Here is a 13,666-nt window from a genome sequence, read left to right as displayed (position 1 = left end):
GCCACGGAGTGGAGGACTTGTCCTACACGATGAGCGCGGCGGTGTCCCCGTGCGCCACCTGCACCTTGACCGAGGGGAAGCGGGCCTCGTAGAACTTGATGTTGGTCATGCCTCCCTGCGGCACCGTCAGGGTGATCGCATCGAGATTCGGAAAGAGAACCTGCTTGATCAGGTCTCTGTCCTCTTTGCTCGGCTCTCCGACCAGGCGCAGGGACCGTACGGACGGTAGAGCACGTGCTTCGTCGACAGCGCACAGCGTACTTTCGTGCAGGGTCAGCTCCGACAGCTCCGGCAGCCTCGCCACCTCGTCCCAGCCTTCCCGGGTGATATCGCCCGGGCCGATGCTGAGGCTCAACGCGGTCAGAGTCGGCCAGGCACTGATTCCGAGCAGGCCGGTCCTCCGGGTCGCATCACCCTGCAACGACAGGGCGAGCAACCCCGCATCGGTGGGCAGCGACTCGGTGAGCTCAGAACCCGGAAGGCGGCTGGCGACGGTGAGATGACGCAAAGTGTTCAGGTGGTTCAGACCAGACGCGTCATAGAGGCCTGGCAGGTCGCACAGATACAGCCGATCCAGGCCCACCACCTCCAGAGGCGTCAGATCGGTGACGGAGGGGCAGTCCTCCAGGCTCAACGTCGTGAGCCGTCGGTACGGTTGCAGGAAGTCCAGACTGCGCAATGCCGGGTTGTCGCGCAGGGACAACCACGTCAAGCAACTGGGATCGAGCACATCCGTCAGAAGCTCCGGATGGCAACGGCACGAGATCTGCACACGCTCTCGGGGGCCGAGCTCGCCCAGCGCGCGGATCTGCGGCTCGGAGGTGACAGTGAAGACGACATCTTCTTGCACATGGGCTATGACCTCTTCGGCATACCGGTGGGGGTCGAACTCCGCCCATGCCTGCACGAGTTGCTCGCAGACCGCGGCATCTCGACTCCCGCGGAACCGGGAAAGCACGGGAAGCGCGGCGTCCGTACCGATGAGAGCCGCAGCAGCGACGACGTTGCGTGCTTCTTCATCGGTGAGGCCGTCGCTGGGCGGCAGTAGTTCGAGGGCCAGCGAACCGGCCTCGGCAAGTGCATGAGCCTCGTCCAGACTGGCGGGTGAAATCAGGGCGGACGCACGTGATTCCACCCGGGTGCGGACCTCGGGAGCGATCTCCGTGGCATGCTCCAAGGCAGCCATGGCCAGGAGGTGGATGCGCGCGCGAGCGGCGTGGCCCTCTGCCCGATCACCTTGCTTGATGAGCTCGTCGAGAAGTTCGGCCCGCTCCTTGGGCCGGGCGTGAGCGACCGCCATTCTGATGACGTCCTCCCATTGGGAATCCGCGGCGTTGCTCACCAGAAGACCGATGTCCCAGGCTTCGACGGCCGCACGGGCACCCAGATAGTCCTGGAAGGTCCGATGGATGAAGTCGACCGCCTCCTGGACGGGTTCACGCAGTAGTCCGCTGCGCAGCAGCAGGTGTTTGAAGATCTGTCCGGCGTCGCCCTGGGCCTGTGCCGCAGGTACGTGTGGCAGGCCCTGAGCGACGACGTTCGTCGCGGTGACGTGATCCATTTCGTTTCGGCCGTTGCGGATGAGCCAATAGGCGAGACGCTGCAACAGCTGGATCTTGGGCTCCACATCCAGCTCGATGCCATCGGGCAGACCCATGTCACGCTCGCGGTCGCGACGGGCGAGCAGCATGGTGAGGGCAGCGTCGTACAGTGCCTTCCTGCTGAGGGGCAGGAAGCCCTTGCGGTCGCGATGCAGGGCGCACATCAACCCGCACATCAGCGGGTTGGTCGCCAGACTTCCCAGGTCCTTCTTCGCCCGGACAGCGGTGAGCAGCGACTCCTCGTATTCGGGCGCCGCCGCGGCGGCGTGCCAGCGCCGGATGAAGGTCCGCACGTTCGCATGGCTCATCGGCGACAGCGTCAGATCCCTGAACCCGTCCTCGGCAAGCCAGTTGTCGCGCACTGCCGACAGGCGTGACGTGACGAGCCACTGATTGCCGGGAAACGCCCGCACCAGTTCATGGATCCACTCTCGGGTGCGGGATCGATCACGCTGGGGAATCTCGTCGACGCCGTCGACCAGCAGAAGACCGCGTTGCATGGTCAGCACACGTTCTGCCCAACCTGCCGGGGCCGAGAGCGGACAACGCACGGCGGTCAGGAATTCCTCGGGTGTCGGCAGTCCGTCCATGCTCCGGATAAGCGTGCGCAGCGGCAGCACGAACGGCACCCGTCCCGGGCGGGGGCCATGTGCCGCCTGCACGGCCAGCCACTGCACGAGCGTTGTCTTCCCGGAGCCGGCCACACCGCGGAGCAGTACCCGGTTGCTGTGGGCGAAGGCCTTCTCAGCCGGAACATGGGTGGTGTTCGGCAACTGAAGCCGTCCGGTGAGGCCGGAGGCCCCGCCATCGGACCAGGTCGCCTGCAGGCTCAGATAGGCGACGTCGAGAGGCCAGCGGTCCGGTGAGTCGTAGAGATCGATGCCATAGATCACCAGCCTGCAATGCTTGTCCGCGATGTAGGCGAGATAGCGCTGCTCGAACTCGCTGTCCCCCGCATCGAGCCGCGGGATGCTGCGGGCCGACTCGTCCTGCCGGGCGATGAGCTGAGCCAGGTTCCGAGAGCGCGCGGTCTCGGTGCGCGCGATGAACGCCGAGCGCCGGGCGAAGTGGTACAGAACATGCAGACACGCCGCATCCAGAAGGTTCTCGTATACGTGTGCTGCTCTTGCGGGAAGGTGACGATCGGGGGAATACGCGGCATAGCGCAGGCTCTGGGCCAGTTGCTGATGCCCCATCTGCACGGCTTGAGCGTCCGAGATTTTCAGCCGGCCCAGCGCCAGCAGTGTGGTCGTCAGAGCACCGGTGACCGCTTCCTGCTCATCATCGCGAAGCGGACGCTCCACACCCTCCATCGCGTGCTTGACGAGAGTGGCGCTGATCTGCCGCAGGTCCGCAGGCTTCGAAGTGCGCTGCTGTCCGCTGAAGGAGACCAGCCGCGAAACCCGCACCGGCTTGTCCTCCGAACCGGCACCAGGCTCCTCCTGCACGAAGAGCCTTCGGACCAACGGGCCGATCTCGTCCGACGCGAGTCGGAATCCGAAGGTCTCTGAGTCCATATGCCAGGCCCCCCACAAGCGTCCGTCGAGCACGTTCAGCCTAATGTGCGCGACGACCGACCATGCGCCGAATGGCCGGTGAAGCTGGCCGACCCGGCCGGGGCACCGCGAAGCGCCGTGCCCGCGCCCTGCAGCCGCCGGCCGTTCAGGCGGTACCGGTCCGTTCGCCTTCCGGCGTCCGAGCGGCGGACGCGCCGTAGTGCACATCCCACACCCAGACTCCGCCGACCTGCGTGCCGTCCCGGCCCAGGAGCTGTTTCAGGGTCTCGTACAGAGGTGGAGCGTTGAACCCGGGCGCGAGCACGACGACCCCTGCCTTCCAGTACGTCAGGTCCTCCTCGGCTTCGGCCTTCTGCTGCGGGCCGATCTCCGGGACTCTCCCGCTCGTGTACACGGCCCCGAGCAGGAGGTAGGTGGGGCGGGGATCCGGGTTGTAACCACCGGTGTGTTCGGGGCCGTTGGGCGCCATGAAGTAACCGCCCGGCATGGTGAAGGCCATGCGGGTCGCGGACTGCCAGTGCTGCGACTCGGAGGTGTACGCGTGGGCGAGCGGTACGGGGACGAGGGTCTGGCCCTCGTCGACGTACTGGCGCCATGTCCCGTGGGCGATGAAGTCGGGCACGGACGGCCGGACGCTCGTGGGGTACGGGGTGGGCACGATCGGCAGCAGGGCCGCGGCGACGGCGGCGAGCCCCCACATCTTCAGCCGGAGATCGGACGTGACCGCGAGGCGGTCCACCGCCAACGCCACGAGCACGCCCAGCGCGGGTGCACAGACCATGCCGAACCGGCTCTCGATGACCGACCCGAACAGGGGCAGGTCGGCCATCAGCCGCCACGGTCCGGACACGACGACGCCGGTGCCGGGGATCTCGATGCGTGACCCCATGGAGAGCACCGCCCCACCGATCGCGGTGCACACCAGTGCCTTGACCAGGGGCCGCCGCCACAGGCGGACGGCGATGGCGAGGGCAAGCGCGACGAGCGGCCAGCCGTAGAAGGCGTTCTGTTCCATGCGGTTCACAGCGAACTGGTCTGCGATCCCCTGGTCACCGGCCAGCGCTCGTCCGGAGAACTCCAGGAAAGACAGCGGGCTGTTGACGACGGGGCCGTGCGGCACGTCCGTGTAGCTGCCCGGCCCGAAGAACTGGAAGTACAAGGGCCCTGCGACCAGCGGCAGGGACACGGCGAGCGCGATCGGCAGACCCTTCCGGAGGGACTTCACGGCGTCCCGCACACGACCGCGGTCTGCGAGGGCGTACGCGATGGCGAACAGCAGCATTCCCACCGCGGCGAGCAGCAGCACCTCCTCGCCGATGAAGATCTGGTAGGCGGTGAACAGGCCGAGCAGCACTCCGTCCCGTACGACCCGGTCACCCCGGCACAGACAGAACACCCGGTCGGCGATCAGCGGGATCAGGAAGAGCGCCGTGAAGTTGGGGTGCGCGTTGCTGTGACTGATCATCGGCGGGGCGAAGGCGGCGACTGCCGCGCCGACCGCGGCCGCGGGACGGCTGCGCACCGCCCACCGGCGTAGCACCCAGTACCACGCGATGCCCGTCGCCGCGAGGCCGTAGGTCAGCAAGAGCGCGTAGGTCACGGTCGGCCCGAACGCCAGCGTGATCGGTGTGAGCGGCGCGGTCAGGCCGAGCATGACGGTGTTGGCCATCAGGTTCACCCCATCGGGGAACCCCTGGACGGTGGTGAAGAACGGGTTGTGGAGGTGTGCAAGGTTCTCGGCGGTGATCGCGATGAACCACTCGGCCTGGTTCTGGTCTGGCCCCGAGTCGGTCAGGTACTGGTGGGCCAGGTCGCGCCACAGGTTCACGTAGAGGAGTTGGGCGGCGATGAGGAAAAACGTGACGACGGCGATGTCGAAGGGCCGGACGGCACGGGTGATCGGCCCGGCGATGCGTCGCAGCCGGCCCGGTGGTCGTTGCCCGGCGGTGGTGGCGGGTTCGGCGGTCACCACGGCGGTCTGGTCCGGCTGTCGTTCAACGGTGGCCATCGGCTCCTGCCTCTGAGTCAGTTCGCCCCGCCATAGGCGGTTTAGTCCCCCACGTCCGGCGTCGGAAACCATAGGCGGCGACTGGCGCCGGATTGGCGAAGCGCGCCGTGGCGGTTACATCGTGTGCGCAGCACGGCCACGCTGTGCCCGACGCTGCACTGGCTGAAGACCGAGGGGCCGCTCAGCTCCGAGCCGCCCATGGTCAACGGGCACACGAGGCGGGTCCCCAAGGCAACGGATGCAGGGAGGCGGGCGATGAAGAAGAACCAGCAGGCGTTGCGGGAACTGGCCCGAAAAGTCCTCGGCGACGACGCCCCGTATGAGACTGCCACCGACAGGCACCGGCCGGCCTGCAACGGTCTCGAGATCCTCCACCCGCTGCGGGAGCGTGGATACAAACCCGGCCACCTTGCCGACCACTCCGCCCGCAACACCTCCGAGCCCGAAGATTGAGAGCTCCCCGTCTGTGCCATGGGCTATAAGCCCGTCTACGACTACCGGGCAGACCAACTCGGCAAGCAGGCCGGCACTCAGGGGCAGTCGGCCGCTTGTCGGTTGACCTGGCTGACCTGCGGGCCGTGTCAGTCAGGGGCGGCAGACTGCACGCATGGATGTTTCTCACGACACCGATCGCTGTGCCCGTGCCGAGCCGGCCTGGGTCCGGTCGATGGGCGGCCCGTTGATCGTCGTTCCGGAGTCCTCGGTGAACACCTGGGGCGGGTGCACGGAGGACGGATCCGTCCTGGGCGATGCCGATGGGCGGGATGACTACGACCGCGCCTGCGAGGTGGAGGGCTGGGCCGGGGTGATCACCGTGGGCGCGGAGGCTGCCACTGTGCTCGTTCTGGCCGATGAACCTGCAACGACATGCTTCCAGCCCGAGAAGTTGCTGTTCGTGCGGTGGCTGGCTGCGGACTCGGAGGCCGAGTTGTTCGCGACGGCCGAGGCAGTCGTGGCAGATCCGGACACCGCATGGGACGACGGCGGGCTGTGGGTCACCGATGGCCCGGCGGTATTGATGGACTCGGCCGAAGCGGGCGCCGATCTGGGAGTGGATTATCCCGGTGGGGGTCGACCGGACCAGGCTCTTGTGGCGCTTCCGGCCGGCCGGTGGAGAGTGCGTGCGGTCCATGCGACAGACGAGTTCCCGTGGGTGGGCCTGGTGCAGCTCGTCGCCGAGGGTGGCCCGGCCTGACGACCAGCAGCCCGGGTCCATCAGTCTTAGGTGGCGCCGATCTGATGATCGTCAAGGTCCGACGGCAACGATCAAGGCCTGTGCCACCCTGTCCGCCCTCCCCCGCGGCAGACAGGGCTCCCATCCCCGCCTGGTAGCTGCGGCCGAGCGTGTCGCTGAACTCCTCCTGCATGCAGCCGGCCGGCACTGTTAGTGCGGGCTCAGTCGTCGTGGTGGCCGTACATGCCGCGGATTTCCGCCTCGCTCTCGCCGCGGTAGGTGACGTGCCAGTGCATGTGCTTCGACTCCTGATACAGGCCCAGGTTCGTTGTGACCGAGCACGACCCGTGCTCCTTCTCCACCTCGGCGGCCACCTCCCGCACCACCGCGACGACGTCGTGCAGCAGGTCCTCATCTGCGCTTCCCAGGTCGCTCAGCGAGGGGACGTGCTCCTTGGGGATCACCACGATGTGCACCGGGTAGGACGGGTTGGTGTGGTGGAAGGCCAGCACCCGATCGGTCTCCCTCACCTTCTTGATGGGAACCGTGCCGGCCAGCGCCTGGTGGCAGTAGAAGTCGGAGACTGTCGGGGTACCGGTCACAGGTGCGCACCTTCGCTGGGCAGCAATGTCGCAAGAGCAGCTGCCCGATGAAATCGCCGGGCAGGCCCCAACGCCAACATAGTGACCCGCCGTTTTGTATCCGAATTCCTCAACAGCATCTCCAGGAAGCGCCATTCGGCGAGAGCACGCATGCACGACGCCCTCCCCGTCGACGCAGAGGTGATCCGCCCCATTGCGCAGGCATGGCGGGCTCGAGTGTCTCCTCCCCGCCGGTGCGGTATGGGCTGTGGCTTCCCCGGTGTTCGCCGGGCCGCATCCGAGTAGCTATCTTGCAGGCCGGTGTGGGTTCGGTGTGCCGTCGTCGCTCATGTGTGCCCGCTGCCAGATCTCCTTCCAGCCGTACGGGATCTCCGGCGTGAGCCGGTGCCGCTGCCCGCACGGACACGGCGACGGCGCCCACGCGCATCCACGGCACAGCTCGACCCAGCCGTGCCCGGTCGAGTGCGGCTCCAGCGGTCCCTCGTCCCCGCAAGCCGGGCAGCCGGACAGATCGGCGCCGTCCAAAAGCGCGTTCTGCCGCCGGACGTACTCGGACAGTCGCAGCGACGGGTGGCGAAACGGGTCGTCGGACCAGGCACGCTCCGGGCTCTGCCACCGGCTGCGCAGCCACCACGGCCGAGGGTTCGGTACAGCCCGCCGCCCGGCCTGCTTCTCCGCGCGACGCTGTACGGCGTACTCCTCTGCCCGCTCGAGCCACAGCACCCGCGCCTCGTGCAGTTCCTCCACCGCCCGCGCCGGCGCGTCCGGGTCCGCCTCCAGCCGCCGGGGGATCGCGGCGAGCGTGAGGTGGTGGTACGTCGCCCGCAGGCCGTAAGGAGCAAAGACGGTGAGGCAGGTACGCAGCGCGCTGTGCCGTCGGTGGAGGGGGAGCCGGGCGTCGTGCACGTATGCCCGGTGGGTCAGGAAGCTGGTCACTCTGTGAACTCCAGGTCCAGTGCCCGGGCCAGGGCGGCCGTGACGGCGGCGGCGTGTGTCGGCAGGTGCTGTTCGGCCCAGGTTCCGACGAGGCAGAGGAAGTCCCGCAAGTCCGCCTCGGCACCGGCGACGAGCGCGCGCACCTGGTCCACCGGCAGCTCGATCACCGGGCTGCCGTCCTTCGCGTAGACGTCGAGAGTCAGCCGGACGATGTCGCCGACACGTTCGGCCGCCGAGGACGGGTCGTGGCCGAAGTAATTACAGCCGGTGCCGTCAAGCACCTCCTGCCAGTCCCGCCAGGTCTCCAGGCCGTTGCAGCAGCCCGGCTCGATGAAGACAGCGCCGGTGGCTGTGTCGGTCACCCGGAACCCGCCGGCGGCGAACAGGTCCGGCATGGTGAGCAGCCCGTGCAGGAACGCGCCGAGCGGGTCGGTCGGGCACGGCCCGTGCTCCTCCTCCGGCTCGAAGTCGTTGGAGTCGGCAATCCGCATGACTGCCGTGCCGACCTCCGCCGGAGTCAGCTCTCCGTCCAGCACGAGGTAGCCGTACGATCCGTGCTCGCCAACCGGCCAGAGCCCGAAGTCGTCGGCAGCAAAGATCTCCAGAACGGGTTGCATCACAATCACAAAAGGATGATGCCGGACCCACTCTCACACTGCCACGGGCTTTAGCTGCGGCATCAGGCTCAGCGGATGCCCGCCACCTGGGCAGTTTCACGGTTCGCTCCGGCCAGAGGGTGCCGAGTAGCGCATGCCGGTCTGTTCAGTGATGCCGAAGAGGCTCTGACCGAAGCCGTCGGCCACCCACCTGACCACGACCTGCGCAGTCTCCTGGACACGATCCTCCACGTGAACCGCACCGGGAGCCCCTGGCGTTTCCTCCCGCACAACTATCCGCACCAAAACATCGTCTACGCCTGCTTCGCCCGCTGACAGGAGGAAGGCGTCTTCGACCAACTCAACAGCCCCCTCCGCCGCCAAGTCCACAGGCAGGCAGGCCGAGAGACCGAACTGAGCGCCTGTTTCCTCGGCTCCCAGTGATCCGCACCAGCAGCTGCCCTGACGAAGGAGGGTCCGCGACATCTGTCGCGCGCCCGAAGAGCCACCGCGGCATGTAGCTGAGCTGAGCGGCCATCACCCTGTCGGCAGCCTGACCCACGTCAGCTCGAGGTATCGAGGGACCACCGGCCCAGGTGGCGCAGGCGAGGACTCGCCTGTGTGGGGTTCCGTCCGCGACACCCGGCGTGACGGATTCCTGTCCGCCTGGAGTGCCCCCGACAGGCAGGTTCCGCCTCACCGGCATCCTGCACTCCCCGCGCCGCTAGGTATGTTGCTTGGATCTTGCCCGGTCCTGCGGTGAAAAAGGAAAGGTCACCTCGTTGGCGGCCGTGGCAGAGTCTTCCCATGTCGAACGACGTTGCTTACCCCATCTTTCGGACACCGGACCTTGATCTGGCCCTGCATGTCGCTCGCCAGATGGTGGCCTTCGGCGCCCAGCCCTACTCCGAGGTGTCGGTGGAGGGCGAGGTGCCCACCGTGGCCGAGGTGAAACGGCTGCGTGACGCTCTGCCGGAATCGTGGTTCACGTGCTGGGGCATGGACGCGCCTGCCGTTCCCCCGCCCGGCATCCCGGACCTGACCTGTTCAGCTCCCGCCCATGCGCTTCCCGACAACCTGGCTGGCACACAGGCGTACCTCCCCTTGACGCTCTCGATGCTTGACCAGCCCCTGGGGAGCATCGAGGATCATTTCGCCGCGGTGATAGGCCCCCACCCGGGTGAGATCCACTGGTCCTCACTGTCGTGGCCTGAGGCACCCCAACGTGACTTGTATGGCGAGAGCAAGCACGCCGAGGTCACGCTCCTGCTGAACTCCGACTCTCGTGAACGCGACGCCCGCGCCGACACACACCTGGTGCTCGTCCACGTTCGGCGCCAAAACGGCGATGGCTACGAGGACCGCTTCGCTCAGTGGCTTGCCGAACAGATCGGACAGAAGGTCATCGGCCCCCCGCAGCACGCATGAGGCCAGCGAGCCTTCTCGTCATCTGACCGTTGCTCCAGGAGAGGTGCCCATGGAAGAGCCAGCGTTCACCGTACTGGTGACGGAATTCGGGAACGTGGGGCAGAAAGCCTTGCAGGCAGTCAGAGCGGTGACCGGACTGAGCCTGTGGCGGAGCAAGCTTCTACTGGACAGCGCCCCTGCGGTGGTTCTGGAGGAAGCGCCGCTCGACACGGCCGTCGTCGCGGCCCGGTAACTGCAGGAGTCCGGTGTGCCTGCAGCCGTCCGCTGCACCTGGTGCAACAGGACAGTGCCCCGCGACGAGACGCTGCTCGACCCAGCCCCCTGCGCATCCCGCTACTGGCCAACCGCCCATTGCCAGGCGAATTCCCTGACCAGCTGCCATTGCGAGTTCTGCAGCGCCTATGGGTCCACTGGCCTCACCCTCTGAGGCCGCATCGACGTCATCGTGCAGTGCAACGAGCCCGTAGGGATGTCGCCGACCACTCTGACGGACCTCCGTACGCAGGCAGGGCAGCTGGAGACGTTCGGCGAGGCAGATCCGTATCCCGATGTACGCGACACGCCTGCCGCGTCGCGGGCCGACGCGCTGTGGCTGGACATCGCGGGAACCAGACGGTGCGCGTGGGCCGCATCCTGCGCGAGCTGCTCAGCACAGAGGTCGACCTGATAGGCACGTCGGAGGACTGGAAACGTCCAAGCCAGTGCCGGAATTCATCCACCGCGTCGCCGAGCCGGTCCCCCAGCCCAGGTGAATGAGACCCTGTAGTGTGTCGCGGCGTTTCTACGAGAGACTCCGCCCATGGCGACACCCCTGCCCGACCTGCTGCCCCGTCGGACCCTCGGCACCCATATGAACCGCGCTGCGCTGGCTGGCATCCTCTTCGCGTGTCGGCGTACTCGTGAAAGTGGCCCTGACACTCCAGCCGTAGATCGTCATATGCCCTGATCTTGGGGCTGTCTGCCGCTGGCGGAAACTCAGGTGGCCTCAGCGCACGATCTGGGTAGAGTCGGGCAATGCCCGAGCTGAAGCGGCTGCATGCCAGCCACGCCGCGGCGGTTTTGGCCTTCGAACTGGCGAACCGCACCTACTTCGCTGCCTCGATCTCCGACCGCGGCGACGACTTCTTCGACCAGTTCACCGACGGGTACAACGCCTTGCTGGCCGAACAGGAGGCCGGCACCTGCGCCTTCTACGTGCTCGTCGACGACAACGGCTCGGCACTCGGCAGGTTCAACCTGTACGACCTGGAGGACGGCACTGCCAGACTCGGCTACCGGGTCGCGGAGCGGGTCGCCGGCCGCGGCGTGGCGACCGCGACCGTCCGGGAACTGTGCCGGATTGCGGCAGCGCGGTACGGGATACGCACACTGCGTGCGGCCACCTCCCACGACAACGCCGCATCCCAAAAAGTTTTGACCAAGGCCGGGTTCGTCCCGATTGGCCCTGCCACCCCGGCTGATCTAGGCGGCAAGTCAGGCACCTGGTACCAGCGCGACCTCCAGCCATAGACCTTGATCTCGCTCGTGGGTCGGCTGCGAGAAGACTGCGGCAAGCGCCGATCATCGGTGCCTGATCGCCGTCACCGAGCGCCGCATCATCACGGCCAGGAGGAACGCATTCCTTGAACAGGCCGAGAGCGCACGCCTGACGCTTCGTCCTCATCACGCGCGACGAATACATCCGGTGGCTCTTCCACACGGCCATCGACAACACGCACGTGGACGCGCTCGCCGCCGTCCTTGCCGAGTCCATGACGATCCCGGACTCCGAACGCGACGAACTCCAACGGCAACGCCACACCCCCACCGGCAGGACGTGTACCGAACCGACCGGATCCCAGGCCACGACCGGCGATGCCGGGGGGCGCCGAGCCGATCGACCCGTTCGTGGCCATGGCCGCCAGCAGGGAAGCCGCCGCCGCGTGAACGTCAGAGGCTCCGTGGCCTGGTGATGACGGCGCGGTGACCACTGGCCAGTGCGCCGTGCGGCAGCCGGTGCACGCCGTGGCCCAGACCCACCCGTGCTCACGGTCTACGAGGGCTGTCCTGCCGGAGAAGTAGAGGCGTTGGACTCGGGGTGGCCCTCGTGACCACGACGGTTGGCGATGCGTGATGTCCCCTCAGCAACGCCGGTGCGAGGACGAACGCTGCCTCGGCCGTCGGGGCTCTTGTGTGAGACTTCGGCGCGAACCCACGATCGCCCTGGCCGTCGCAGGCAACACGGTGACGACCATGCTCGCCGGGCCCGTCACAAACGTCGTGTCGGATGACTCGCAGTGGCCCGTCAGGGTGCACGTCTGGGGCCGCCTGGTTGGCTCAAGAGCGGGCATCCCTGGTGCAGTCCTCGGCACGGCGGACGGAGCGTGGTTGAGGTCCCCGGACATGCAAACTGAGCTCGCGTGTCTGACAGTTCGGCGTCCAGATGGCCGGTTCGCCGGACCCGGTGGAGATCCGCCTGTCTCCCCGACGGGCCGCCTGGCCGGCACGGCCCACTTCACCGGCACGTCGTCACCGTACGACTACACGACGGTTTCGACGGACCTCGCGAGCACGACGAAGGGACGCACCGACATGTACCTGGTCCTGTCGAAGAACCTGCGGCTGTCAACGTTCAGCCTGCGCTGCCACTCCGACCGCTCTACGCAAAACAGCGCTCCTCCCCGGGAACGGTCCCGGGGAGGAACGCCGTGCGTGCGGGCTCGGATCTGCCGGGCCTGGCGCCTTCAACCCCGCGGCCGATCCCCCGAGTTGTCCGGCCGGACGAGTTGCTCCACCTCGTAGACGTGGTACTCCCCATAGCCGAACCGTTCGCCGAGCGCCACGTACCGTTCGTACTGTTCCCGCGTGATCCGTGCGGACAGCGCCCGCAGGACCCGCAGGAGCATTCGGAACCCGAGGTCCGGATCGACCCGGCCGACGACCTGTTCCAGCGCCGCCATGGCCTCCTCGGCCGGGACCGGCTGCCAGTAGGAGCTGACGGCGCTGCCCGCAACCGTGTGTGCCGCCTCCCGGACCTCCCGCATCACGGGTTCCGCCCCCTCCGTACGCGCGGGCGGCACTACGGCGGTGTACTCGGGGGCGACCTCCGTCAGCCGCTCCTCGCAGACGTCGGCGACCAGCCGCAGCCGGTCCCGGCCGTCGCCGCGCAGTGCTGCATCCGAGGCAACAAGCCACAGTGTGGTGATCGTTGCGTCGGACAGCGGTGAGTGCAGCAGTCGCAGCGCGTCCTCGAGCAGCAGTGCCGCCGCCGTGCCCGGGGACTGGCCTGGCTCGTCCGCGTCGGCCACTCGGCGGACCTCGCGCCGGGCGGTGCTCTCCAGCCAGTCCTGGTGCGCGTTCCCCGCCAGCCGAGAGAGACCGAAGTCCCATTCGGTTTCGCGGCGCATCGTGTCGATGGGCGGCCTATCGACGGTGAGACCGGCACGGACGACCGCGACCGGGTACCCGAGCCGCTCGCCGAGCTCACGGAACCTGTCGTACCGCGCCTTCGGGACCCGTACCGAGTACGCCTTCAGGGCCCGCAGGAGCAGCCGGAAGCCGAGATCGGCGTCGGCCTTCGTGACCACCCGCTCCAGCCCCGCGGCGAGGTCCGGCAGCCCGGTGGCACCGGTCAGTTCCGCGGCGAACCCCCGGATCTCCGCCACGATCTCCCCGCACAGGCCTTCGTCCCGTACCGGCCGGACAGGCGGCGGGACGTAGGAGCGCCTGTTCTGCCGGAGGCGGTCCGTGGCCAGGTCGGAGACAGCCCGCAGCCAGGTGCGGATGTCCATGCCGTGACCGGCCGGATCGAATGTCCGGCCGGTC

General features: G+C 67.7%; 11 protein-coding genes and 1 pseudogene. 6 read left to right on the top strand and 6 right to left on the bottom strand.

Features of this window, described 5'->3' with window-relative positions; translation table 11 throughout:
- Positions 1-22 precede the first annotated feature (22 nt).
- Complete coding sequence (locus tag ABT085_RS07830; RefSeq protein ID WP_351603329.1) at positions 23-3,118, bottom strand: NACHT domain-containing protein; 3,096 nt, start codon at positions 3,116-3,118, stop codon at positions 23-25.
- A 145-nt stretch (positions 3,119-3,263) separates the two neighbouring features.
- On the bottom strand, positions 3,264-5,126 hold the full coding sequence (locus ABT085_RS07825) for a glycosyltransferase family 2 protein (RefSeq protein ID WP_351603328.1): 1,863 nt from the start codon (positions 5,124-5,126) through the stop codon (positions 3,264-3,266).
- Between the two features lie 123 nt (positions 5,127-5,249).
- Here ABT085_RS07825 and ABT085_RS07820 point away from each other — a divergent pair, with 123 nt between their 5' ends.
- Both ABT085_RS07820 and ABT085_RS07815 read left to right on the top strand, forming a co-directional pair.
- Complete coding sequence (locus ABT085_RS07820) at positions 5,250-5,579, top strand: hypothetical protein (protein ID WP_351603327.1); 330 nt, start codon at positions 5,250-5,252, stop codon at positions 5,577-5,579.
- A gap of 154 nt (positions 5,580-5,733) precedes the next feature.
- Positions 5,734-6,321, top strand: coding sequence for an Imm21 family immunity protein (locus ABT085_RS07815; RefSeq protein ID WP_351603325.1), 588 nt, complete (start codon positions 5,734-5,736; stop codon positions 6,319-6,321).
- Positions 6,322-6,521: 200 nt separating this feature from the next.
- Here the strand turns inward: ABT085_RS07815 and ABT085_RS07810 are convergent, their stop codons facing one another.
- From ABT085_RS07810 to ABT085_RS07800, 3 genes are all read right to left on the bottom strand, one after another.
- On the bottom strand, positions 6,522-6,902 hold the full coding sequence (locus ABT085_RS07810) for an HIT domain-containing protein (protein ID WP_351603323.1): 381 nt from the start codon (positions 6,900-6,902) through the stop codon (positions 6,522-6,524).
- A gap of 285 nt (positions 6,903-7,187) precedes the next feature.
- On the bottom strand, positions 7,188-7,838 hold the full coding sequence (locus ABT085_RS07805; protein ID WP_351603321.1) for a hypothetical protein: 651 nt from the start codon (positions 7,836-7,838) through the stop codon (positions 7,188-7,190).
- Positions 7,835-8,455 (bottom strand): hypothetical protein, encoded by a 621-nt coding sequence (locus tag ABT085_RS07800; RefSeq protein WP_351603319.1) that lies wholly within the window; start codon positions 8,453-8,455, stop codon positions 7,835-7,837. The genes ABT085_RS07805 and ABT085_RS07800 overlap by 4 nt, the downstream gene beginning before the upstream one ends.
- A gap of 177 nt (positions 8,456-8,632) precedes the next feature.
- Here ABT085_RS07800 and ABT085_RS07795 point away from each other — a divergent pair.
- The 4 genes and pseudogenes from ABT085_RS07795 to ABT085_RS07775 form a co-directional block, all read left to right on the top strand.
- Positions 8,633-8,875: pseudogene (locus ABT085_RS07795) on the top strand (transposase); the annotation flags it as partial.
- Between the two features lie 366 nt (positions 8,876-9,241).
- Positions 9,242-9,862 carry a hypothetical protein gene (locus ABT085_RS07790; protein ID WP_351603317.1) on the top strand — a complete coding sequence of 207 codons (621 nt, stop codon included), beginning with the start codon at positions 9,242-9,244 and terminating at the stop codon, positions 9,860-9,862.
- Between the two features lie 49 nt (positions 9,863-9,911).
- On the top strand, positions 9,912-10,094 hold the full coding sequence (locus ABT085_RS07785) for a ribosomal protein L7/L12 (RefSeq protein ID WP_351603315.1): 183 nt from the start codon (positions 9,912-9,914) through the stop codon (positions 10,092-10,094).
- Positions 10,095-10,876: 782 nt separating this feature from the next.
- A complete protein-coding gene (locus tag ABT085_RS07775) occupies positions 10,877-11,371 on the top strand; it encodes a GNAT family N-acetyltransferase (protein ID WP_351603313.1) in 495 nt (164 codons plus the stop codon).
- A gap of 1,214 nt (positions 11,372-12,585) precedes the next feature.
- Here ABT085_RS07775 and ABT085_RS07770 read toward each other — a convergent pair.
- On the bottom strand, positions 12,586-13,666 hold a 1,081-nt coding region (locus ABT085_RS07770; protein WP_351603311.1), incomplete at its 5' end, for a hypothetical protein.

Source organism: Streptomyces sp. NPDC002265, from assembly GCF_040296125.1.
GTDB lineage: Bacteria > Actinomycetota > Actinomycetes > Streptomycetales > Streptomycetaceae > Streptomyces.
This window is presented reverse-complemented; position numbering and strand designations above follow the sequence as displayed.

Excerpts from the sequence above, each read along its gene's own strand:
- ABT085_RS07830 (WP_351603329.1), bottom strand. The coding sequence starts at position 3,118 with ATGGACTCAGAGACCTTCGGATTCCGACTCGCGTCGGACGAGATCGGC.
- ABT085_RS07825 (WP_351603328.1), bottom strand. The coding sequence starts at position 5,126 with ATGGCCACCGTTGAACGACAGCCGGACCAGACCGCCGTGGTGACCGCC.
- ABT085_RS07815 (WP_351603325.1), top strand. The coding sequence starts at position 5,734 with ATGGATGTTTCTCACGACACCGATCGCTGTGCCCGTGCCGAGCCGGCC.
- ABT085_RS07800 (WP_351603319.1), bottom strand. The coding sequence starts at position 8,455 with ATGCAACCCGTTCTGGAGATCTTTGCTGCCGACGACTTCGGGCTCTGG.
- ABT085_RS07790 (WP_351603317.1), top strand. The coding sequence starts at position 9,242 with ATGTCGAACGACGTTGCTTACCCCATCTTTCGGACACCGGACCTTGAT.
- ABT085_RS07785 (WP_351603315.1), top strand. The coding sequence starts at position 9,912 with ATGGAAGAGCCAGCGTTCACCGTACTGGTGACGGAATTCGGGAACGTG.
- ABT085_RS07775 (WP_351603313.1), top strand. The coding sequence starts at position 10,877 with ATGCCCGAGCTGAAGCGGCTGCATGCCAGCCACGCCGCGGCGGTTTTG.